The 21,712-nt window shown below is 70.8% G+C and carries 18 protein-coding genes; 10 read left to right on the top strand and 8 right to left on the bottom strand.

The features are described from left to right. Positions 1-148: 148 nt before the first annotated feature. Positions 149-1,711: an MFS transporter gene (locus tag ABD466_RS01865; protein ID WP_344655107.1), complete on the top strand. Its 1,563-nt coding sequence runs from the start codon at positions 149-151 to the stop codon at positions 1,709-1,711. Positions 1,712-1,815: 104 nt separating this feature from the next. On the opposite strand, the gene ABD466_RS01860 is transcribed toward ABD466_RS01865, so the two are convergent. After that, a complete protein-coding gene (locus ABD466_RS01860; RefSeq protein ID WP_344655106.1) occupies positions 1,816-2,700 on the bottom strand; it encodes an SGNH/GDSL hydrolase family protein in 885 nt (294 codons plus the stop codon). A gap of 208 nt (positions 2,701-2,908) precedes the next feature. After that, positions 2,909-3,451, bottom strand: a complete 543-nt coding sequence (locus ABD466_RS01855; RefSeq protein WP_344655169.1) for a MarR family winged helix-turn-helix transcriptional regulator — start codon at positions 3,449-3,451, stop codon at positions 2,909-2,911. Between the two features lie 252 nt (positions 3,452-3,703). Here ABD466_RS01855 and ABD466_RS01850 point away from each other — a divergent pair, with 252 nt between their 5' ends. Both ABD466_RS01850 and ABD466_RS01845 read left to right on the top strand, forming a co-directional pair. Continuing rightward, positions 3,704-4,510 carry a methyltransferase domain-containing protein gene (locus ABD466_RS01850; protein WP_344655105.1) on the top strand — a complete coding sequence of 269 codons (807 nt, stop codon included), beginning with the start codon at positions 3,704-3,706 and terminating at the stop codon, positions 4,508-4,510. Positions 4,511-4,524: 14 nt separating this feature from the next. After that, a complete protein-coding gene (locus tag ABD466_RS01845; protein ID WP_344655168.1) occupies positions 4,525-4,881 on the top strand; it encodes a VOC family protein in 357 nt (118 codons plus the stop codon). Between the two features lie 24 nt (positions 4,882-4,905). On the opposite strand, the gene ABD466_RS01840 is transcribed toward ABD466_RS01845, so the two are convergent. Both ABD466_RS01840 and ABD466_RS01835 read right to left on the bottom strand, forming a co-directional pair. Further along, on the bottom strand, positions 4,906-5,409 hold the full coding sequence (locus ABD466_RS01840; RefSeq protein ID WP_344655104.1) for a DUF1003 domain-containing protein: 504 nt from the start codon (positions 5,407-5,409) through the stop codon (positions 4,906-4,908). A 1-nt stretch (position 5,410) separates the two neighbouring features. After that, positions 5,411-6,826 carry a magnesium transporter MgtE N-terminal domain-containing protein gene (locus tag ABD466_RS01835; protein ID WP_344655103.1) on the bottom strand — a complete coding sequence of 472 codons (1,416 nt, stop codon included), beginning with the start codon at positions 6,824-6,826 and terminating at the stop codon, positions 5,411-5,413. A gap of 285 nt (positions 6,827-7,111) precedes the next feature. Between ABD466_RS01835 and ABD466_RS01830 the strand changes: the two genes are divergently transcribed. Next, a complete protein-coding gene (locus ABD466_RS01830; RefSeq protein WP_344655102.1) occupies positions 7,112-8,014 on the top strand; it encodes a hypothetical protein in 903 nt (300 codons plus the stop codon). 110 nt (positions 8,015-8,124) lie between these two features. On the opposite strand, the gene ABD466_RS01825 is transcribed toward ABD466_RS01830, so the two are convergent. Then, a complete protein-coding gene (locus ABD466_RS01825) occupies positions 8,125-8,322 on the bottom strand; it encodes a hypothetical protein (RefSeq protein WP_344655101.1) in 198 nt (65 codons plus the stop codon). A gap of 8 nt (positions 8,323-8,330) precedes the next feature. Further along, the gene (locus ABD466_RS01820) at positions 8,331-9,350 is read right to left on the bottom strand and encodes a hydroxyacid dehydrogenase (protein ID WP_344655100.1); all 1,020 of its coding nucleotides are present in this window, start codon (positions 9,348-9,350) and stop codon (positions 8,331-8,333) included. 275 nt (positions 9,351-9,625) lie between these two features. On the opposite strand from ABD466_RS01820, the gene ABD466_RS01815 reads away from it, so the two are divergent. Genes ABD466_RS01815 through ABD466_RS01790 form a run of 6 tightly spaced genes read left to right on the top strand, consistent with a single transcriptional unit; the run spans position 9,626 to position 17,488 of the window. Further along, the gene (locus ABD466_RS01815; RefSeq protein ID WP_344655099.1) at positions 9,626-10,558 is read left to right on the top strand and encodes an ABC transporter permease; all 933 of its coding nucleotides are present in this window, start codon (positions 9,626-9,628) and stop codon (positions 10,556-10,558) included. Beyond that, entirely contained in the window at positions 10,555-11,454 is a 900-nt protein-coding gene (locus ABD466_RS01810; protein WP_344655098.1) for a carbohydrate ABC transporter permease, read from the top strand. The genes ABD466_RS01815 and ABD466_RS01810 overlap by 4 nt, the downstream gene beginning before the upstream one ends. Positions 11,455-11,467: 13 nt before the next feature. Further along, a complete protein-coding gene (locus ABD466_RS01805; RefSeq protein ID WP_344655097.1) occupies positions 11,468-13,138 on the top strand; it encodes a type 2 periplasmic-binding domain-containing protein in 1,671 nt (556 codons plus the stop codon). Positions 13,139-13,152: 14 nt separating this feature from the next. After that, positions 13,153-14,862 (top strand): heparinase II/III domain-containing protein, encoded by a 1,710-nt coding sequence (locus tag ABD466_RS01800; protein ID WP_344655096.1) that lies wholly within the window; start codon positions 13,153-13,155, stop codon positions 14,860-14,862. Beyond that, the gene (locus tag ABD466_RS01795) at positions 14,862-16,715 is read left to right on the top strand and encodes a DUF2264 domain-containing protein (protein ID WP_344655095.1); all 1,854 of its coding nucleotides are present in this window, start codon (positions 14,862-14,864) and stop codon (positions 16,713-16,715) included. Before ABD466_RS01800 ends, ABD466_RS01795 begins: the two co-directional genes overlap by 1 nt. Further along, positions 16,712-17,488 (top strand): sugar phosphate isomerase/epimerase family protein, encoded by a 777-nt coding sequence (locus ABD466_RS01790; RefSeq protein ID WP_344655094.1) that lies wholly within the window; start codon positions 16,712-16,714, stop codon positions 17,486-17,488. The genes ABD466_RS01795 and ABD466_RS01790 overlap by 4 nt, the downstream gene beginning before the upstream one ends. Here the strand turns inward: ABD466_RS01790 and ABD466_RS01785 are convergent. Both ABD466_RS01785 and ABD466_RS01780 read right to left on the bottom strand, forming a co-directional pair. Continuing rightward, complete coding sequence (locus tag ABD466_RS01785) at positions 17,478-18,557, bottom strand: LacI family DNA-binding transcriptional regulator (RefSeq protein WP_344655093.1); 1,080 nt, start codon at positions 18,555-18,557, stop codon at positions 17,478-17,480. The two genes, ABD466_RS01790 and ABD466_RS01785, sit on opposite strands and share 11 nt — an antisense overlap. Before the next feature lie 32 nt (positions 18,558-18,589). Next, positions 18,590-21,580, bottom strand: a complete 2,991-nt coding sequence (locus tag ABD466_RS01780) for a helix-turn-helix transcriptional regulator (protein WP_344655092.1) — start codon at positions 21,578-21,580, stop codon at positions 18,590-18,592. Between the last annotated feature and the right edge of the window lie 132 nt (positions 21,581-21,712).

Raw genomic sequence — 21,712 nt, 5'->3', positions numbered from 1 at the left:
CGAAATAGGCCGATCAGACATCTCCCCGAGATCTCAAGGACGCGCCATGACCGATCCGAGTACCGCGGCGGCGCCGCCGCCCGAGAACGACACGGGGCGCCTCGACGGTGCCTCCCGTGCCCGCATCTTCACCGTCATCGCGGTCGTCGTGCTGTTCGCCGAGGTCGCGCCGCTGCAGTACACGATGGTCTCGCCGGCCGCCCAGCTGATCGGCCAGAGCTTCCCCGGCGTGGGCAGCAACATCGCGTGGATGACCATCATCTTCGGCCTGGTCGGCGGCGCCTCGACGCCGATCCTGGGCAAGCTGTCGGACCTGTACGGCAAGCGCAACATGCTGCTCGCCGTCGGCGTCTCGTTCCTGATCGGCTCCCTGATCTGCGCCACCACGAGCAACTGGACGCTGTTCCTCATCGGGCGCGCGTTCCAGGCGGTGGCGATCGCCGCGGCGACCGTCGCCTACGGCCTGATCCGGGACCTGATCCCGCGCAAGTACGTGCCGCTGGCGATCGGCCTGGTGTCGACGGGCCTCGGCGTGTCCGGCGTCGGCGGCATCATGCTCTCGGGTGTGCTGACCGACAGTGCCGGCTGGAGTTACAAGTCGCTGTTCTGGTTCCTGGTGATCTACACGGTGGTCACACTGCCGCTGCTGTTCCTGGTCTGCCCGGAGACGAAGTTCCGGGCGAAGCAGAAACTGGATCCGGCTGGGGCGCTGCTGTTGGCCGGTGGCGTCGGGTTCGCGCTGCTCTATGTCTCCAACGGGGCGAACGTCGGGTGGACCAATGCGCTCTACATGGGATACCTCGTCCTCGGCGTGGTGCTCATGGCGGGGTTCATCGTGCTGGAACGGCGGGTCAGCCAACCGATCATCGACATGCGGCTGTTGTTCTCGCCGAACGTGTCGACGGTGTTGTTCGTGGCTTTCTTCGCCGCGATAGTGGTGGGTATCCAGGCATTCGCGATCCCTTACATGGTGTCCACGCCTAACGCGCATGGACTGATAGCAGCGACGCAACAGGGTGCGGCAGCGCGCTTCAAGGGATTGGTACAGCCGGATCAGATACCGGTGAAGGTGATCGGAGACGTCAGTTACGGTCTCGGTTTCACCCTGCTGGGGCTGGCGTTCCATGTGCAGGTGTGGGGATCGTCGGTGTCGATGGTCTCCGGTGCGGCCTCTGGGCAGCTTTCCGGGAAGATCGGCGCACGTAAGCCGTTGCTTATAGGGATGCTCGCCTTCGCCCTCACCAGTGGTGTGTACGCGGCCGCGCATCACGGTGCCCTGACACTGGCGCTGGTGGGCATCGTGTTCGGTGTCGGGTTCGGCGCCTTCTATGCGACGACGCCGAACCTGCTCGTCGAGGCTTCGCCGCCGGAACAGCAAGGGATCACTGCGGGGATGCTCGGTGTCTCCAACTCCATAGGTACCGCGGTGGGGACCGCTATAGCGGCGGCCTTCCAGGCGGCGCACCCGGTGAAGCTTGTTGTAGCCGGGCAGACAGTGCTCGCCGGTACGCCGGATCCCAAGACCGGGGTGACGAAGCGCGCGGGCGTCTTCACGGATGCCGCCTATACGCAGATCTTCATAGCGTGCGCGATAGCGGGCGTGATCGCGTTGGCTGGTGTGTACTTCATGCGCGCCGGACGGACCGCGTCCACTGGCGGCTTGGGATACCTCGTCGGTAAGGAACCGGTCAAGGAAACAGCGCCGGCATAGGGAACTACCCGCGCAGGGAACTAAAGGAGGCCGGGGCCACCCTCTTAAGAGGTGGCCCCGGCCTCTCTGTGCTGAGAGAACTCAGACGACGTCGCTGAGAGAACTCAGATGGCGTCCTTGAACGCCTTGGCCATCACCTGGTAGCCGGCGTCGTTGGCGTGGATGTTGGGGCCGACCGGCTTAGGCGCGCACATCCAGGTCCACTGGCAGATGCGGGCCACGTTCAGCGGGACGGTGACGCCCGGCTGGAGCTGCACCTGGTGGACGAAGTCGTTGCTGCTGAAGGCGCCGCTGACGTCGGCGACCCGGACGCCGTGGAGCGGGTACTCGACCGTGAAGACCGCGTTGAACAGGTTCAGGAACACGGCCGACAGCTCGGCGGTGGACTGGCCCGAGGAGCCGGTCAGCCAGGAAGCCAGGAACGGGTTGTAGTAGGTCGAGCCGACGAACTCGGTCTTGTGCCCGGCCGCCGCGCGCAGCTTGTCGACGATGACCGGCAGGTCCTGCGCGGTCTGCTTGATGCCGTTCAGGCCGCACTGGATGTCCAGGCCGCTCGGGCCGGCGCAGCCGTCCACGTCGTTCGCGCCGATGTCGATGGTGACCAGGACCCGGTCGCCCCTGTGCGCCTTGAGGAAGTCGGCGGCGGCGTCGAGCTGGTTCTTGTACGGCTCCGGGTACGGGCAGCCGCCGTGGATCATCGAGCCCGTGGTCTCGCCGGGGCATGCCAGGTTCACGTACTTGGTACCGCCGGCCTTCAGCGAGGCGGCGATGTCGTCGGCGTAACCGCGACCGCTGATGTAGCCCTGACCGGTGGTGGCGTTCGGCTGCCAGCCGGCGCCGAGGGAGTCGCCGAGGGCGAGGTAGTAGTCGAAGGGCTTGTGCTTCCAGCCGTCGGTGGCGCTGGCCGGGCCGGCGGTGACCGCCAGGCCGCACAGCGCGGCGGCCGCGACCGCGGCGGCCTTGCGCAGGCTGAGCGTGGGAACGTGCATGCTTTCGGTCCCCTCCCGTGGAGAAAACGCCGCCGGCGAGGGGTACCTCGCACAAAGATGTGGCGGCGGACACCAGGATGTTACTGGGAGGTATCTGGGAGGGATAGAGGGGTTGGCTGAAGCGGCGAGCAGGTCTGCGGGGACACGCTGAGCCGAGGGGGATCAAGCGGTTGAAACGGGCGGACCGGGGCGAGCGGGACGTCCCGACTCAGTTGTCGAACGGCAGCACGAGCGTGCGCAGCAGCCCGGCCAGTGTTCCGCGCTCGGCCGCCGAGAGGCTGCCGAGGAGTTCGCGTTCTTGGGCGAGCAGGCCTTCGAAGGCGCCGTCCACGCGCTCGCGGCCGGTCTCGGACAGCTGCACCAGCACGCCGCGGCGGTCGCCGGGGTCGGGCAGGCGCTTCACGAGGTCCTTGGCGGCGAGGCGGTCGATGCGGTTGGTCATGGTGCCGCTGGTGACCAGGGTCTGGGTCAGCAGCTTGCTGGGAGTGAGCTGATACGGCGCTCCGGCGCGGCGGAGTGCCGACAGCACGTCGAACTCCCACGGTTCGAGGTCGTGTTCGGCGAAGGCCGTGCGGCGGGCGCGGTCGAGGTGCCGGGCCAGCCGGGACACGCGGGAGAGCACTTCGAGGGGGGCGACGTCCAGGTCCGGCCGTTCGTGGCGCCAGGCGTCGACCAGGCGGTCGACCTCGTCGCGGCACGCCGCGGGATCCGGGCTGCCGGCGGCCGGGGCGGCGGGCGCGGCGGAGTCCAGGTCGTGCGTTCGGGGCGTGTCCACCGCGGCCTTCTCCTCAGGATGATCCGAGATCCCAGCCTAGCGGGAAGGTCGGCGCCGAGCATCTTGACATCGAGATTCTTGACCGGGCAGACTCGGGGTATCTTGACGTCGAGATACTTTGGCGGGTTCGGCCGCGAGGTATTTCATTTCGGAGGTACCTCGAAGACGAGGTACCTCAAATGCGGAGGTATCTCGAAGGCGAGGTACCTCGAGGTGGAGGAGGCGGCTATGGCCGGTGACATCTGGAACGCCCAGCAGTACCTGAAGTTCGCGGACGACCGCCTGCGCCCCTTCCTCGACCTCGTAGCGCAGATGGAGACCAAAGAGGACGCCCGCCTCGTCGTCGACCTGGGCTGCGGTCCCGGCAACGCCACCGCGCTGCTGGCCGACTGGTGGCCGGACGCGCGGGTGGTCGGCGTCGACTCGTCCCCGGCGATGATCGAGGCCGCGCGGGAGCACGCGATTCCCGGCCGTGTCGAGTTCGAGCTCGGCGATCTGCGCGACTGGCACCCGGCTGAGAAGCCCGACGTCATCCTCGCCAACGCCGTGCTGCAGTGGGTCCCCGGCCATCTCGACCTGATCGGCGACCTGGTGGCGCAGCTCGCGCCCGGCGGTCTGTTCGGCTTCCAGGTCCCCGGCAACTTCGAGGCTCCGTCCCACGTCGCGCTCGCCGAGGTGAAGCGCGCCTGGGCCGGGCGCATCGACGCCGGCATCGAGCGGCCCGCGTCCCATGACCCCGCCGTCTACCTGGAGAAGCTCGCCGAGGCCGGGCTGGAGCCCGACGTGTGGGAGACCACGTACACCTACGTGATCCCCAGCGACCCGGATCCCTCCGTACCGTGCGGGGTGACCGAGTTCGTCCGCGGCACCGCACTGCGGCCCGCGGTGAAGGCCCTGGACGACGCCGACGCCGCCGCGTTCATCGCCGACTACGACGCCCTGGTCCGCCGTGCCTATCCGGTCCGCGACCTGGGCGGACGTCCCGTACAGCTGTTGCCTTACCGACGGATCTTCGCCGTCGGCCGTTCCGCCTGAAAGAGAGAATCATGATGCTCGCAGGGCTCCACCATGTGCAGGTCGCCGTTCCCCTGGGCGCCGAGGACGTCTCGCGCGCCTACTACGTCGGCGTGCTCGGCATGACCGAGCTGCCCAAGCCGCCGGTCCTGGCGGCCCGCGGAGGCTGCTGGTTCGCCGCCGGGAACCTGGAGATCCACACCGGCGTCGAGGAGCCGTTCGCCCCCGCCCGCAAGGCGCACCCCGGCATCGTCGTCACCGACATCGACGCCGTCGCGGCCGCCCTCACCGGCGCCGGCCACGAGTACACCTGGGACGACACCATCCCGGACCGCCGCCGCATGCACACCTTCGACCCGCACGGCAACCGCCTGGAGTTCATCCAGCAGTAGGCACACGCCGCGCGCACGGGGCCGTCACTCGTCCGTCAGGCCCCGGTCCCGCTCGTCGAGCTCCTTCAACAGAGCTTGCATCTCCCCGCGCACGTAGTCCCGGGTGGCCACCTCGCCCACCGCCATCCGGAGCGACGCTATCTCCCGGGTGATGTACTCCATCGTCGCGATCGACAGCTCCTCGCGCGCCCGGTCCTCGGCCACCTGCACCTTGTCCCGCTCGGCCTGCCGGTTCTGCGCCAGCAGGATCAGCGGGGCGGCGTACGCGGCCTGCGTCGAGAACGCCAGGTTCAGCAGGATGAACGGGTACGGGTCCCAGCGGATCGTCTTCGTGACGACCATGATGTTCAGGAGGATCCAGACCACCACGACCATGGACTGGATCACCAGGTACCGCGCGGTCCCGAAGAACCGCGCGATCGACTCCGACACCCGTCCGAAGGCGTCCGGGTCGAACGACGGCTTCAGCGACACCTGCCGCCGCCCGCGCGGCTGGTCCAGTCTCGACTGGGCGTACTCGCGCGCCATGTCAGGCCTCCCCTGCAACGACGCGCATGGCGCGACCGGACCCCGCGTCGGGTGCCGGCCCCGCCCCCGGCGTCTCGCCGTCGACCCCCCGTGCCTCCTCCGGACCCTGCTGCTCCTGCTCCTCCAGCAGATCCACGACCTCGCGCTGCTCCGGCGGCATCTCGTCGTGCGGCATCCGGGCCGCCTGCATCCGCCAGTCGTCCGGCAGCAGGTGGTCCAGCACGTCGTCCACGGTCACCGCGCCCAGCAGCCGGTCGTCGGCGTCCACCACCGGCGCGGCCACCAGGTTGTACGTGGCCATGTACGCCGTGACCTCGTTCAGCGGCGCGTCCGGCCGCAGCGGCTCCAGCTCCACGTCCACCGCCCCGGACACCAGCGCCATCGGCGGCTCCCGGAGCAGCCGCTGGATGTGCACGGCGCCCAGGTAGCGCCCGGTCGGCGTCTCGGTGGGCGCCCGGGTCACGAACACCAGGGAGGCGTTGGCCGGCGTCCGCTCCTCGTCCCGCACCAGCGCCAGGGCCTCGGCCACGGTGGAGTTCGGCGGCAGGATGATCGGGTCGGAGTTCATCAGGCCGCCCGCGGTGTCCTCGCGGTAGGTCAGCAGTCGCCGCACCGGGTTCGCGTCCTGCGGCTCCATCAGCGCCAGCAGCCGCTCGGCCTCGTCCGCGCTCAGCTCGCCGAGCAGGTCCGCGGCGTCGTCCGGGTCCATCGCCTCCAGCACGTCGGCGGCCCGCTCCGACTCCAGCTCGCCCAGGATCTCCACCTGATCGTCCTCGGGCAGCTCCTCCAGCACGTCGGCCAGGCGCTCGTCGTCCAGCGCCGCCGCCACCTCGCCGCGCCGCTTGGGCGACAGCTCGTGCATCACGTGCGCCAGGTCCGCGGCGTGCAGCTTGTCCAGCGCCGCGACCAGCTCGGCCGCGCCCTGCGCGCCCGGCGCCTCGGCGGCCAGCCCGGTCACCGCGTCCCAGTCCACGGTCAGCGTCTCGCTGCGGCGCCGCAGGCCCTTGGCGGCCTTCTGCACGAACAGCTTGGTCAGCGCCATCTCCTTGCCGCCGCGCTCCGGCTCGATGCCGACGTCGCGCACGGTCGCCGCCGCGCCGGTGGCCTTGAGGGTCACCCGGCGGTCCAGGAGTTCGGCCAGCACCAGGGTCTCGCCCGGCCGCTGCTGGAAGTGCCGCATGTTCACCAGGCCGCTGGAGACCACCTGGTTGTTCTCGATCGACTTCACCCGGCCGATCGGGAGGAAGACGCGCCGGCGGCCGTGCATCTCCAGGACCAGACCGAGCACGCGGGGTGCGGCGTCGCCGCCGCCCATGGCGACCACCAGGTCGCGGATCCGGCCGACCGGGTCGCCGTCGGAGTCGAAGACCGACTTACCGGCGAGGTGGGAGACATAGACGCGGGAGGGGACTCGCACACCAACCTCCGCATCCAGCCCGGCTCGGCGCGGCGGCACGGGCGCCGCTAGTGGTCATGAACATCGAAACTGTGGCACGTAGCGCCTCCGCCGAGGGTGGCGGTGGGCGACGGGTGGGCGTGCCCGGGCCGCTGATCGAAACGCCGCGGGCCGCGCCGCGCCGCGGGTCCGATCATGCGATCAGGCTACCGGTTCCGGGGGTGGCGCGGCAGGCTCCGCTACTCCATTCCCGCCGCGGGCGCGGACCGTCTAGTCTCGTGCCCGTCACCGACCGACTGGAGTATCGTGCGCACCCCCCGAGAAACCGCCGTCCGAGCGAACGTCTTGGCGATCGCGGCGGTGACAGCCCTGGCGGTCCTGACCGGTTGCGGTTCCACCGGCAAGAACGGTGTGGCGACCAAGTCGACCGGCGCGATCGTGACCACCGCCGAGGACGCGGTGGTCGCCGCGAGCAGCGTCCACATCCAGGGGCAGTTCACGTCCGGCGGCGAGCACGTCGCGCTGGACGTGCGGCTGGTGAAGGACAAGGGCGCCTCCGGCACGGTGACGATAGACAACGAGGTCATTGAGCTGTTGAGGATCGGCCCCGACGTCTATGTGAAGGGCGACGAGCAGTTCTACCGCTCGGTGGTGGCCCGGTTCGGCGACAGTGCCGCCGCGCCCCCCACGCCGACCTCGGACCCCACTTCGGGGTCGAGCGCCGCGGCGACCCCCGGGAAGTCGCCGACCTCCGGCAAGTCGCCGACCTCGGGTAGATCACCGTCCTCGGGCGCGCCCACGGCTTCCGGAGCGTCCGGGTCCTCGGGGAGCCCCACGTCCGCGGCCAGCACGCCCGGCGACATCACGGTGAGCGCGATGCAGGTCAACTACCTGCACATCGGCCCGGCCGACGCGCAGTACCAGACCTTCGCCTCGCTCACCGACCCGCGCCAGCTGGTGCAGCAGATCATGCAGGGTGTGGGCTCGCTGGAGAAGGACGGCCAGAAGGACATCCGGGGCACCAAGTCGATCGTGCTGTCCGGCAAGAACGACTCGCGCGTCTACGTCGCCATCGACGGGTCGCCCTGGCTGCTGCGCGTGCTGCCGCCGGGTGGCGGGACGCTGGAGTTCCTGGACTACGACAGCCCTGTGACGCTGAACCCGCCGCCGGCGGCGCAGGTCGTGGACATAGCCAAGATCGCGAAGTAGCCGGCGGCCGGACCTGCGAAGAGCGGGGCCGTGGGTCTCGATCGTGGCCGGGGAAGGCCACGCGCCGGCCGCGAGGCAGGTGTGCCGGAGGAAGTCCCGCGCCGGCACGGTCAGGAAATCCGGGTGTTCGGCGAGCCGGTGGCCCTCGAAGTCGTTCGCCCGCGCGCCGTGCCGGTCCACCGTGGTCCCGTGACGATCGTCGCCCAGCAGGGCGCTGAGACGTCGGGGGTGCGGTCCTCGACCCGCACCGGCGCGAGGAAACCCTCGCTGAGGATCCGCTCGATGCTCGGCGTGGGCTCGGATTCCAAGGAAGCCCCTAAGCGATGCGTGCGAGATCATCCTCACGGACCGCCCCGCGCAGGGGAAGACCCCGGACGTAGCGCTCGACCTCGCCGATCGCGAAGTCGCCCAGGCCCGCCACCTCCGAGCCCATGGCCCCGGCCAGGTGCGGCGTCACCACCACGTTCGGCAGCAGGAACAGCGGGTGGCCGGGCGGCAGCGGCTCGGGGTCGGTGACGTCCAGGAAGGCGTCGATCCGGCCCGCGGCGCAGTGCCGGGCCAGGGCGTCGGTGTCGACCAGCGCGCCGCGCGCGGTGTTCACGAGCACCGAGCCGTCGCGCATCAGGGCCAGCCGCGCGTCGTCGAGCAGGTGGTGGGTCTCCGGCAGCGAGGGGGCGTGCACGGTCACCACGTCGCTGCGGCGCAGCAGCTCGTCGAGTCCGACCACCTCCACCGACCACGGTGCCGGGACCAGCGCAGCGGCATCGGCCGCGGTCAGCGTCGGATCGGACACCAGCACCCGGAACCCCTCGCGGGCCAGCATCGGCACCACCAGGCGGCCGATCCTCGAGGCTCCGATCACGCCGACCGTGCGGCCGGCGTTCCCGAACCGCGGCGAGGTCGCCGCGTCCTTGAAGCCGCCCTCGGCGTAGTGCCGTGCCATCTCGAAGGTCCGCTTCCCGGACAGCAGGATCACGCTCAGCGTGAACTGGGCCACCGGGTACGCGTTGGCGTCGGCCGCCGAGGAGGCGAGGATCCCGCGCGCCCAGAAGTCCGGGCCCAGATGGTGTTTCACCGAACCGGCCGCGTGGATCACGGCGCGCAGGCGCGGCGCGGTGTCCAGCACTCCGGCGTCCAGCACGGGGCAGCCCCAGCCGGTCAGCAGGACCTCCGCGCCGGCCAGCGCCTCCCGGGCCCGCGGCGTGCCGAAGTCCGTCAGGACCGGGCCGGGGTCGAGTGCCACGAGGGCGTCGAGGCGGGCGCGCGAGGCGGCCGGGAACGCCGCGTCGGCGACGTCCGGGCGCATGGCGAGAACGGCGGCGACACGGCCGGCCATGGGGTCCCCTCCCAGTCGGAGCGAAGTCTGTGCCGGTACAGGTATGCCCGCTCGGCGGCGGCCGAGACGCTGGGGGTGTGTAACCGGTTTCGTAGCACCGGGACTGTAGGTGGCGCTGAGCGCGAGGTCAAGATCTCCACGTTGACGTCATGCCAGATCACAAGTCGGCTACGTCGACCTCGATCACTTGACGCGGGACAGTAACCGTTTTAGGTTCGCGTCCCATCGCACCGAAACGGCGATGCGAACGGCTACCGCGGAAGGGAGGTCCGGCAATGGCTGCCAACGCCGCCGCGCCGCGCATGCCGCGCTGGGCGCGCCTGCGGCGGGACAAGGTCCTGCTGCTGATGATGCTGCCGGGCGTGCTGTACTTCGGGATCTTCCAGTACCTGGCGCAGCTCGGGAACGTCATCGCCTTCAAGGACTACGTGCCCTTCGTCGGCGTCAAGGACAGCGCCTGGGTCGGCTTCCAGCAGTTCACGACCCTGTTCGACGACCCCGACTTCTGGCACGCCGTCGGCAACACCTTCGAGCTGGCCCTGGTGCAGCTGCTGTTCTACTTCCCGGTGCCGCTGGCGCTGGCGATGTTCCTGTTCAGCCTGACCCGGAACTGGGTGCGCAAGCTGGTGGTCAGCTTCGTCTACCTGCCGCACTTCATCTCGTGGGTGGTCGTTGTCGGGCTGTTCGTGCAGGTGCTGGGCCCCTCCGGGATGGTCAACAGCCTGCTCACGAGCGACTCGCACCACGTGGTGGTCGACGTCTTCCGGGACCCGTCCTGGTTCAAGCCGATGATGCTGCTGGAGCTGGTCTGGAAGGACTGCGGCTGGGGCACGATCATCTTCCTGGCCGCGCTGTACCAGGTGGACGACGCGCTGTACGAGGCCGCCGCGCTGGACGGCGCCGGGTGGGCCCGCCGCACCTGGCACGTCACCCTGCCCTCGATCCGGCCGGTGATCGTGCTGCTGCTGATCCTGCGGGTCGGCGACATCCTGTCGGTCGGGTTCGACCAGGTGATGCAGCAGCGGGACACCTTCACGCCGGCCGCCGCCGAGGTGATCGACACCTACGTCTACTACCACGGCGTCCAGAGCGGACAGTTCTCGATCGCGGCGGTCGCCGGGCTGCTCAAGGGCATCGTCGCGATGATCCTCGTGATCGCCGCCAACAAGATCGCGCACAAGCTCGGCGAGCAGGGGGTCTACCAGTGAGCGTCGAGGGCACGAACCTGCGCCCGGTGTGGATGGGCCGGCCGAAGCCGGCCGTGAGCGCGGTCAAGGCGGTCGCGGTCGTGGTCATCCTGGCCCTGGTGGCCGTGCCGTTCTGGCTGGTGTTCGCCACGTCGGTGTCCTCGGACGCCGAGGTGAACGCGAACGGCGGCTGGTCGCTGTGGCCGGACAAGCTGGACTTCTCCGCCTACACCAACGTCTTCAAGGGCGGGACCATCGGCCACGCGCTGTGGGTCTCGGTCCTGGTCACCGCGATCGGCACGGCGCTGAGCCTGGCCTCCACCACGTTCCTGGCCTACGCGCTGTCCCGGCCGAACGTCCTGGCCGGCAAGCCGATCCTGCTGGCGATCCTGTTCACGTTCCTGTTCCCGGCCGGGATGATCCCGAGCTTCCTGGTGGTCACCGACCTGAAGCTGTTCGACCACCTGGCCGCGCTGTTCGTGCCGGCGATGATCAACGTCTTCAACCTCGTCATCATGCGCGGCTTCTTCCAGGGCATCCCCGAGGAGCTCTACGAGGCCGCGCGGTTGGACGGGGCGGGCGACATCAGGACCCTGTTCCGAATAGTCCTGCCGCTGTCCAAGGCGATCATCGCCGTGGTCGGCCTGTACTACGCCGTCGGCTACTGGAACGACTACTTCCGGGCGATGCTCTACACCAACGGCGGCTCGCTGAACCCGCTGTCCACGGTGCTGCGAGGCTTCGTCATCGCCGGCAACAACCCCAACGCGGAAGCCGGTCTGGACGTCACCGGCATCGCGCCGATGAAGGCCATCTCGGCCTTGGTGGTGATCGCGATCGTGCCGATCGCCGCCGCCTTCCCCTTCCTGCAGCGCTACTTCACCAAGGGCGTCATGACCGGCGCCGTCAAGAGTTAAGGAGACGCACCGCATGTCGCACGAGATCTCCCGCAGGAACGTCCTGCGCACCACCGGCGCGGTCGCTGTGGCCGCCGCAGCCGCCCCGGCTCTGGCCGCCTGCGGCAGCTCGAAGACCGGGGGTTCCTCCGGCGGCGCGCAGTCCAACGTGGGCAAGAAGCTGGTGGAGTGGCCGACCTACACTCCGGTGAAGGGCCTGAACCCGGACATGCCCGGGACGGCGGCCGGGGTGCAGGACACGTTCCTGCAATACCCGTCGAACCTGGTGCAGTCGGTGCCGACGAAGCCCGGCGACGGCTCGAAGGTGCGGGCCCTGATCGTCACCTACGGCACCCAGCCCAAGGGGCCGGACGAGAACAAGCTGTGGAAGGCGGTCAACGACGCGGTCGGCGTCGACCTGGAGCTGACCATGGTCACCGACGGCGACTGGCAGACCAAGCTGGGCGCCATGATGGCCGGCTCGGACCTGCCCGACATCATCATGCTCGGGCTGTACCAGCTGCCGAACGAGGCGCAGTTCCTCCAGGCCAAGTGCGAACCGCTGGGCCAGTATCTGGCCGGGGACAAGGGCGCCAAGGACTTCCCGAACCTGGCTGCGATCCCGCACTTCTCCTGGGACTCGATGGGCCGTGTCGGCGGCGACTACTACGGCATCCCGATCCACCGGCCGCGTCTGGGCAACTCCTTCTTCGCGAACTCCGACCTCTTCGAGCAGGCCGGGATCTGGAACCCGACGCCGGGCGGCCTGAAGAAGGAGGAGCTGACGGCGGGTCTGGTGAAGCTGAACACCCAGGGACACTTCGCGCTCGGCACCAACAAGGTGGCGTCGTTCGGCTACCTGAACCACTCCGGAACGCATGGCACGCCGAACCTGTGGTCGTTGCAGAACGGCCAGTTCACCACGGCGTACGGCACCGACGGTATGAAGCAGTCCATCGCCACCATGGCCGACTGGTACAGCAAGGGCCTGTACGACCCGGCGGCGCTGACCGTGTCCAGCACCCAGTGCAAGACGAACTTCCAGAACGGGACCTACGTCACCACCACCGACGGCTTCGGCGGGTTCACCGGCTACGCCAACGCGGTCAACGAGAAGTTCAAGACCGACTTCGTCCGCCCCTTCGACACCGGCGCCAAGCCCACGCCGTGGCTGACGCCGGGCTACTTCGGCTACACCGTGCTGAAGAAGGCGGCGCCGGAGCGGATCAAGATGCTGCTGGGCGTCCTGAACTTCCTGGCCGCGCCGTTCGGCTCCAAGGAGTGGGAGCTGATCAACTACGGCATCGAGGGCACGCACTTCACGCGCGGCAAGGACGGCGGACCGTCGGTGCCGACCGAGCTGGGCAAGATCGAGAACGCGGTGAACGTGCCGTTCAAGTACGTCATGGCGGCGCCGCTGGTGAACTACATCGCCGGCCAGCCGGAGGCGGCCAAGCGCTGCTACAAGGCGCAGCAGGACATCGTCCCGCTCGGCGTGGCCGACCCGAGCCTGGGCATCCAGTCGGCGACCCGGAACAAGCAGTGGCCGACGCTCCTCCAGCAGATGCAGGACGGGCTGAACCAGATCATCACCGGCAAGGCGCCGTTGTCCTCCTGGGACGATGTGATCAAGAAGTGGAAGGGCAACGGCGGCGACCAGATCGCGGCGGAGCTCGGTGCCGAATACGCGAAGACCCACGGCTGAGAGATGATCGGCGCATGACCTACCTGGCCGCCCTGGAAGACGAAGTCCGCGACGTCGTGGCGAGGGCGGCCGGGGCCGCCGCGCCCGAGCTGACGTACAGCTTGTACCGCCAGTACCAGGACACCGGGTACCGCTACGGGTACGAGCACCCCTACTTCGAACGGCGTGGGCGGCTGGTCGCGGCCGGAGCTGCGGCGCTGTTCGACGTGCGCAAGGAAGGCGGCGACGGCTCCGTCGGCGAGGACATCCTGAGCGTCCTCGCCGACGAGCTGTGGCGGACCTGCGACGAGTACACCTGGGCGCTGCCCGCGCACGCGTACCACGCCCGTGACGACGACATGCGGCGCTGCGTCGACCTGTTCGCCGCGGAGACCGCGCACACGGTCGCGGAGCTGATCGCGCGGTTCGGGCCGCTGCTGCCCGAGGACGTCGTGATGCGGTGCCGCGAAGAGCTGCTCGACCGCGTCTTCATCCCGTTCGCCGACGACCAGCGGCCGATGGCGTTCGAGAAGATGACGAACAACTGGCTCGCGGTGGTCGCCGGGGGCGTCGGTATGGCGGCACTGGCGTTCTTCCCGGATGACGCCAAGCGGCTGGCGATGATCCTCAAGCGCGCGCAGAAGTCCATGGTCCGCTACCTCGCGCAGTTCCCGGACGACGGCGGATGCTCCGAGGGCATGGACTACTGGGTCTACGGGTTCGGATACTTCGCCTACTTCGCCGAAGCCTGGCGCGAGCGCGGAGGCCCGGATCTGTTGCTGGACAAGAAGGTCAGGGAGATCGCGGCGTTCCCGGCCCGGGTCGCGTTCGGCGACGGCCGCTTTCCGAGCTTCTCGGACGGCTCCGAGACCGCCGCCATCCCGACCGGCCTGATGTCCCGTCTGGTGGAGCGGCTGGGGGTGACGGTGCCTTACCTGGCCGCGGTGCCGAGCTTCGCATCAGACTTCTGCCACAGATGGGTGCACGTCGCGCGGAACATCGAGTGGACCTCCGAGCGCGTCCTCGGCCGGCGTACCGAACCCGGCGCCGCCTACCTGCCGGATCTGGCCTGGGTCGTCGACCGCGGCGGAGCGGCGGAGTTCGCTGCCAAGGGCGGTCACAACGACGAGTTCCACAACCATCTGGACGTCGGCCAGTTCATCCTCCGTGCCGAAGGCGAGACGCTGCTGGCGGATCTCGGCGCCGGCGAGTACAACGCCGACTACTTCGGAGCGGCACGGTATAAGGACATTCATACCGCTGCCGACGGCCACTCGCTGCCGCTCATCGACGGACAAGGGCAGCTGCCGGGCCTCGACCGGGCCGCGAAGGTCGAGCGCTACGCCGAGACCGGCCACGGCGCGATCCTCACGCTGGATCTCACCGCGGCCTACGAGGTGCCCGGCCTGACCGCCGTAGGTCGCCGCTTCACCTGGCAGCGCCATGGAAGCCTGGTCGTCGTCGACCGGTTCCAGACCGACCGGGCCATGCCGCTCGAAGAGCTGTACATCAGCCGGATCCGGCCGACGGTCGAGGCCGGGCGGGTGGTCTGGGAAGGCGCGAAGGCGCGGTGCGTTCTCACCTGGCAGGGGCCTGTCGTGCTGACTCCGGAGCTGGACACCGTCGAGACGACCGGACACCGCGGCGAGATGGAAAGCGTTTTCCGTCTTCGGCTACGATGCTCGGTCGAGGCCGGTGCCACCCGGCTGGAGTCCGTGTTCACCGTCGAGCGCAAGGAGCCCTGATGGCCGGCGCCTTGGATGTCCCCGAAGACCGGAAGCTGTCCGAATACACCGGCTGGACCCGCGACCACTGGCTTGCGCAGGCCGACCACATGCTCGACGCGCTCAAGCCGTTCGGGTCCCCGACCTTCGCCCGCTACGAGCTGCCGGGCCGGCCCAGCCGCTCCGGCTTCGACTCCGACGCGCTCGAAGGCTTCGCCCGCACCTTCCTGCTCGCCGCGTGGCGCATCGCCGCCGACACCGGCCGCGGGCCGGTCGCCGAAGACCTCATCGCGCGCTACTCCTCGGGCCTGGCCGCCGGTGCCGACGCGGCCCACCCCGAAGCCTGGCCCCGCATCCCGCAGGGCCGCCCCGGCCAGCCCATGGTCGAGGCCGCCTCCATCGCCCTCGGCCTGCACGTCACCCGCGCCTGGCTGTGGGACAAGCTCGACCCCAGGACCCAGGGCCTGGTCGCCGACTGGCTCGGCGAGTTCGTCGGCAACCCCACCTGGCCCAACAACTGGATGCTCTTCCAGACCGTCACCGAGGAGTTCCTCGCCTCCATCGGCGCCCGCTACGAGGAGTCCGAGATCCTGCGCGGCCTGGACGCCACGGAGGACTGGTACGTCGGCGACGGCTGGTACACCGACGGCGCGGGACGCAACTTCGACTACTACATCGGCTGGGCCATGCACCTGTATCCACTGCTGTGGACGCAGATGGCCGAGGGTGGGGCGCGCAACGACCGCGCGCTGGCCGCCCGCGAGGTGTACCGGGACCGGCTGCGCCTGTTCCTGGAACGCTACTTCGACTTCTTCGGCGCCGACGGCGCACCGGTCCACCAGGGCCGGTCGCTGACCTACCGGTTCGCGGCCGCCGCGCCGATCTGGATCGGGGAGATGTTCGACTGCTCCCCCTACGACGCCGGGCTTTCCCGGCGCGCGGCCAGCGGGATCCTGAAGCACTTCGCCGAGCACGGCGCCCCGGACGCGCGCGGCCTGCTCAACATGGGCTGGCACGACCCGTTCCTGCCGATGGTGCAGGACTATTCCGGCCCCGCCTCGCCGTACTGGGCGTCCAAGGGCTTCGTCGGCCTGCTGCTTCCGGCCGACCACCGAGTATGGACGAGCCCTGAGTCGCCGCTGCCGGTCGAGACCGGCGACTTCGAGTCGTCGATCGCGCCGGTCGGCTGGCTGCTGAGCGGGACCGAGGACGACGGTGTGGTGCGGTTGCTGAACCACGGCAGCGATAAGGCGAGGCACCACACGCCCCCGTTCGACGAGCACACCGACGTCTTCTACTCGCCGCTGGCGTTCTCCACGGTGACCGCGCCGGACACCGCGCCGGAGGCGTGGGCCCGGCGGATCGGCAACCACGTCGCGCTGATCGCGCCGGACGGCCGGGTGACCTCGCGCGGTGCCATCGAGCCGCTCGGCGTCGCCGACGGCTGGGGCGGCTCGCGGCACGTCCCGGGCTTCGAGCCCGAGCCCGGCGCCGGGCTGGAGCGCGTCGAGGGCGCGGAGATCGAGACGCAGACCTTCGTGAAGGGCGGCGCCGAGATCCACGTCCACCGGGTGACGGCGCCGGCCGGCTGGACGGTCCGCGAGGGCGGCTACCCGGTCGCCGGTCCCGAGCAGCCGATGCGCGGTGAGAACGAGAAGCTGCCGGGCGCCTTCGCGATGAACGACCTCGGTGTGATGTCGCGGATCGAGAACCTCGGCGGCTGGACCGCGGCCGGGGTGGCGGACGAACTCGGGGCGAACGCCCTCGGGGCGTTCTCGGCGACGCCGTACCTGACGGCCGAGCACCCCGGCGGCACGGCGTTCTACCGCTCCAAAGTCATGGTCTACCGCCTGCCCGAGGAGGACGGCGAGTGAACTGGCCGCTGGCGTTCTCCACGCTGGGGTGCTCGGGGATGCCGCTGGCCGACGTCACCGCGTTGGCGCGGTCGACCGGCTGGCTCGGGCTGGAGCTGCGCGCCGCTGACGACGAGCCCGTGCACGTCGGGCTGTCACCGGAGGAGCGGGCGGCCGCCCGTGAACTCCTGGAGTCCGGCGGTGTCACCGTGTTGGCGGTGGCGTCGTATGTCAGAGTGGCACGCGGCGAGATCGGCGACGAGGAGTGCGTCGCCGGCGCGGTGGCCCACGCCGAGTTGGCGCGGGACCTCGGGGCGCCGTTCGTGCGGGTCTTCCCCGGTGCCGAGGAGCCGGGCAGGGAGGCGGACGCGCGGGCTGTGCGGCGGTTGAACGCGATCGCCGACGAGCTGCCCGATGGTGTCAGCGTTCTGCTGGAGACCCACGACAGTCATCCACAGGGTGTGGATATCGCTCGCGTTTTGTCTCAGGTCTCTGAAAAAGTGGGCGCCATCTGGGATGTCATGCATCCGTGGCGGACCGGCGAGCCGATCGCGGTGACGCGGGATCTGCTCGCGCCGTACCTGAAACATGTGCAGGTCAAGGACGTCCTGTCGCCGACCGAACGGACTCCGCTGCCCCTCGGAGCGGGCACCGTCCCGCTCGGGGAGTTTTACACAGCCCTGTGGGAACTCGGATATCAGGGCTGGGTTTCCCTGGAGTGGGAGTCCAAGTGGCATCCGGAGGCGGTGCGGTTGGCCGAGGCGCTGAAGGTGAAGCCGGCCTTCACCGGTTGATCCGCGGCCGCACCGAATCCCGCAGCACGATGTGGGTTCCCAGCCTGACGTGCTGGTTCGGGGCGGCCGCGCCGTCGCGGTGCAGCGCCAGCCGAACGGCCTCGCGGCCCAGTTCCATGTGCGGGATCGACACCGTGGTCAGGGCCGGGAACACGTCCTGGGCCTCGCGCTCGTCGTTGTACCCGATCACCGAGACGTCGTCGGGCACCGAGATCCCGGACTCGCGCAGCGCCACCAGCGACCGCGCCGCGATGTGGTCGTCCCACGCGAAGATCGCCGTGAAGTCCGGCGGCCCGGCGGCGAGCCGCTTCTTGAGCTCGGCGTAGGCGAACTGGGGCAGCTGGTTGCCCACGATGACCAGACCGGGGTCCTCCTCGACGCCGTAGGCCGCGATCGCGCGGCGGTACCCGTCCAGCCGGTCCCGGGTCGTGGTGTTGGCCGGGTCGCCGCCGATGAACAGGATCCTGCGATGCCCCTGGGACAGCAGGTGGCTGGTCGCGGCGAACGCCCCGCCGGCGTTGTCGTACTCGACCACCGTCACCGGCAGGTTCTCGCCCGGCGAGGGGCGCCCGCACACCACCAGCCGCGATCCGGCGCTGTCCAGCAGCCGCGCCAGCCGCGCCATGTGCTCGCGGTACTCGGGGGTGTCGACCACGCCGCCGACCAGCACGACCGCGTCGACGTTCTGCTCGCGCAGCGTCTCCACCAGCTTCACCTCGCGCTCGGGGTCGCCGCCGGTGGTGCTGACCATGCACAGCCGGTCCTCGGCCGTCGCCTGCTGCTCCACGCCGGAGGCGACGCGGTTGTAGAAGGGCGAGGTGAAGTTCGACAGCAGCACCGCGATGGTCTTCGAGCGGTTCCCGGCCAGCGCGCGGGCGTGCGCGTTGACGACGTAGTCCAGGTCGCGGACGGCGCGCAGCACTCTGGTGCGGGTCGCGGCGGCCACCGGGTAGTTGCCGGTCAGCACCCGCGAGACGGTCGCGACCGAGACGCCGGCGCGGGTGGCGACGTCGCGGATGGTCGCGGCGCGCGGGGTCGACGCGTCGTCGGTCTCGGATCGTCGTGCCACCCGGAAAGAATACGGTTACTGGAGCGTTTCCCCTAATCATCCCGCAAGAGGACGGCCAGCTGGGTGCGGGACCGGACGCCCAGCTTCCGGTAGACGCCGGTGAGTACCGCCTCGACCGTCTTGATCGACAGGAACAGCGTCGCGGCGATCTCCCGGTTCGGCAGCCCTTCCGCGACGAGGGTGACGACCCGCTGCTCGGCGGCGGTGAGATCGGGGGCCGGCGTGGTCGCCGCCGGTTCGGGGGCCTTCGCGGCCGGTTCCCACAGCGGGGCCTGGGCCCGCCGGAAGACCGTCTCGGCCTGGCCGTGCAGAGTCCGGGCGTTCGCCACCCGGCGCTGACGCTTCTCCAGCATCGCGCGGGTGAGCAGGACGCGGCCGCGCTCCAGGGGCAGGCCGAGCGTGCTGAAGGTGTGGTCGGCACGGCGCAGCAGCGCCTCGGCCCGCGCGTGGTCGCCTTGTGCGGCCTTGAGAACCGCTTCGGCACGGTCGAGTGAGGCCAGGACCCCGCGGCGGTGGAGACGCTCGGCGGCGTGCCGGGTCTCGGAGAGGACGTCGGTGGCCTCGGCGAGCTGCCCCTGCGCGGTCAGGGCCTCGATGAGATCGGCGTGGTAGCGGATGGTGGCGGGGTCGCGGATGCCCTGGTCGTTCTCCATCGCGCGGACGCGCCGCAGATCCTCGGCGGCCGCGGCGGTCTCGCGGAGCAGGAGGCGGATCGTGCCGGACAGCGCCAGACAGCGGGTCAGGAAGATCTGGTCGCCCTCCTGCGTCGAGGCGGCGCTGCCGCGCTCGGCCAGCCGCAGCGCCTCCGCGAGCGTGCCACCGGCCGACTCGGCGAGGGCCGCGGTGAACCAGACGGGACCGGGCGAGGCGCGTTCGGCGCCGGGCAGTTCGGCCAGGCGCCGGGCGTTGCGCACGGCGGCCGCCCCGCGCCCGGCCCGGGCGTCGATCTCGACGGCGCCCCGCAGAAGGATCGCCTGGTCGCCGCGACTGCCGCTGCGCTCGGCGTACGACGTGAGCTGTCGCAAGTGGTGCGCGGCCTCGTCGAGGCGGTCGTCGAAGAGGGCGAAGCGGACGGCGAGCCACCGAGGGCTGTTGATCAGCGCGCCGGGCACCGGGTCCGGGGCGAGGTCGAGGGCCCGTCGCAGGATGCGCGGATGCGCGGGCTGGCCGCGCAGCTGCTCGATCCGGGCGAGCATCGCGAGGGCGACGGCCCGCGACTCAGGATCCTGCGAGAGCTCGGCGCATCGGACCGCGGCCCGCGCCGCGTCGTGCGCACGCCGGTTGCGTCCCAGCGCCAGGTGCGCCTGCCAGGCGACGCGCAGGTGCACGGCGGACAGCAGGGCCGGATCGTCCGCCGCCTCGGCGTCGGCGAGGGCCCGGGCGAGGATGTCGTCGAGCCCGGCCAGCGCCTGCCCCGCCGCGTCGACGACGGCCAGCCGGGCCCGGGCGCGGACCGCGCGGTCGGCCTCCGAGCGGTCCAGACGGGCCACGGCGGTGCGGGCGAGGTCGTGGCGGCCGGCCGAAGCCGCGTCGGTGGCCGCCGCAAGGAGGAGGGCGGAGACGGCCGCGGGCCGGGAAGGCTGGGCCGTTGAAGGCGGTGCGGCGTGCTCGCCGAGCAGAGGCGTCTTGCCCGGTGACGCCTCGTCGGCAGCGCGCAGCGGATTGTCGGCGGCTGACCTGGGTTGGCGGAGCGGGCCGTCGGCAGCGGGGAGCGGACCGGTGGCGGCTGACCTGGGTTGGCGGAGCGGGCCGTCGGCAGCGGGGAGCGGATCGGCGGCGCCTGATCCGGGCTGGCGGAGCGGGCCGTCGGCAGCGCGCAGCGGATCGTCGGCGTCTGATCCGGGTCGGCGGACCGGGGCGTCGGTGGCGGGCCGGACTTTGAGGACATCCCGCGCCGGCATCATCTCCGCGGCGAGCAACCACAACTCCGCGGCGCGTCCCGGCTCACCGCGCCGCTGGACCGCTCTGGCCGCGATCGCCAGCTCCGTCGCGACCTCCGCGTCCGGACGGTCGCGGGCCGCCGAAGCGCGGTGCCACAGCCGGTCCGTCGCGTCGGTGGCGGTCGCGGCCAGCAGCAGGTGCGCGGTGCGGATCGTCTCCTGGGAGGCGTCCGCGAGGACGGTCTCGCGCACCGCCGACGCCGGGAACGACGCCGTGCCGTGCATGTCCACCGCGATCAGTCCGGCCTGCTCGGCGCGGGACAGCGCCTCCAGCGTGTCCGGACCGGCCGTGCGGCGGAGGGTCGGGACCGTCGCGTCGGCGGCCAGGGCGGCGATCAGCAGCGTCCGCCACACCGCGTCCGGCGAGGGCAGTTCGTCGATCCAGGCGCGCACGCACCGGCGTGCCGCGGTCGGGATCGTGACCACGTCCAGCGCGTCGGCGGCCTCGTCCAGGCCGCGCGCGATCTCCACCGTCAGCCGCGCGTTCCCGCCCGCCGCCGCGTGCACCCGGGCCGCGACGCGGTAGCCGATCGCACGGTCCTGGAGGATCGCTGCGGTCTCCTCTCGGGACAGCGGCGGCACCGCCAGCTCCAAGGCGTCGCGGCCGAGGAAGTCGGCGGGGCCTCCGTTCCGGGTGGCCGCCAGCACCGGGGTTCCGTGCCGGGCCAGATAGGCCAGCAGGTCCAGGCTCGCCGGGTCCCACCACTGCGTGTCGTCCGCCAAGACCAAGGCCCGTTTGCCAGCCGGCGTGGCGGCGTCCAGGCAGGCGCGGGCGGCCAGCCGGAGCGCGACCGGGTCCGGCTCCCCCGGCGCCAGGCGCAGCGCCTGATGAACGGCCTCACGCCAGGCGTCCGGCAGTTCCGGGGCGTCCGCCAGCAGGTCCGCGATCGCCGCGTAGGGGACGGTGCGGTCCGTCGGGGCCGCCGTCAGCCACACCACGTGGCCGCCGTCGGCCAGCCAGGGCTCTGCGACCGCGGCGAGCAGGGTGGACTTGCCACGCCCCGGTGGTGCGGCCAGGACGGTCGGCGCACCGTCGTGGGCGCGCGCGGCCAGCGCGGCGGCGAGGACCCCATGCCCCATCATGTCAAGTCCCTGGCGGTCGAGATGCCGGTGGCGGCTGGGCCCCCGGACCCGGTGGGGACGCGGCGGCCGCTCGCGGGAAGGCTACGCCGCGCACACGAGTCGCCACAAGAGTTCCCGGGGAGTTCGCGCTGT

The sequence above is a fragment of the Catenulispora subtropica genome, from assembly GCF_039531675.1.
In the GTDB taxonomy this organism is placed as follows: domain Bacteria; phylum Actinomycetota; class Actinomycetes; order Streptomycetales; family Catenulisporaceae; genus Catenulispora; species Catenulispora subtropica.
Note: the sequence above shows the minus strand (reverse complement) of the source record. Positions and strands in the feature narration are given on the sequence as shown.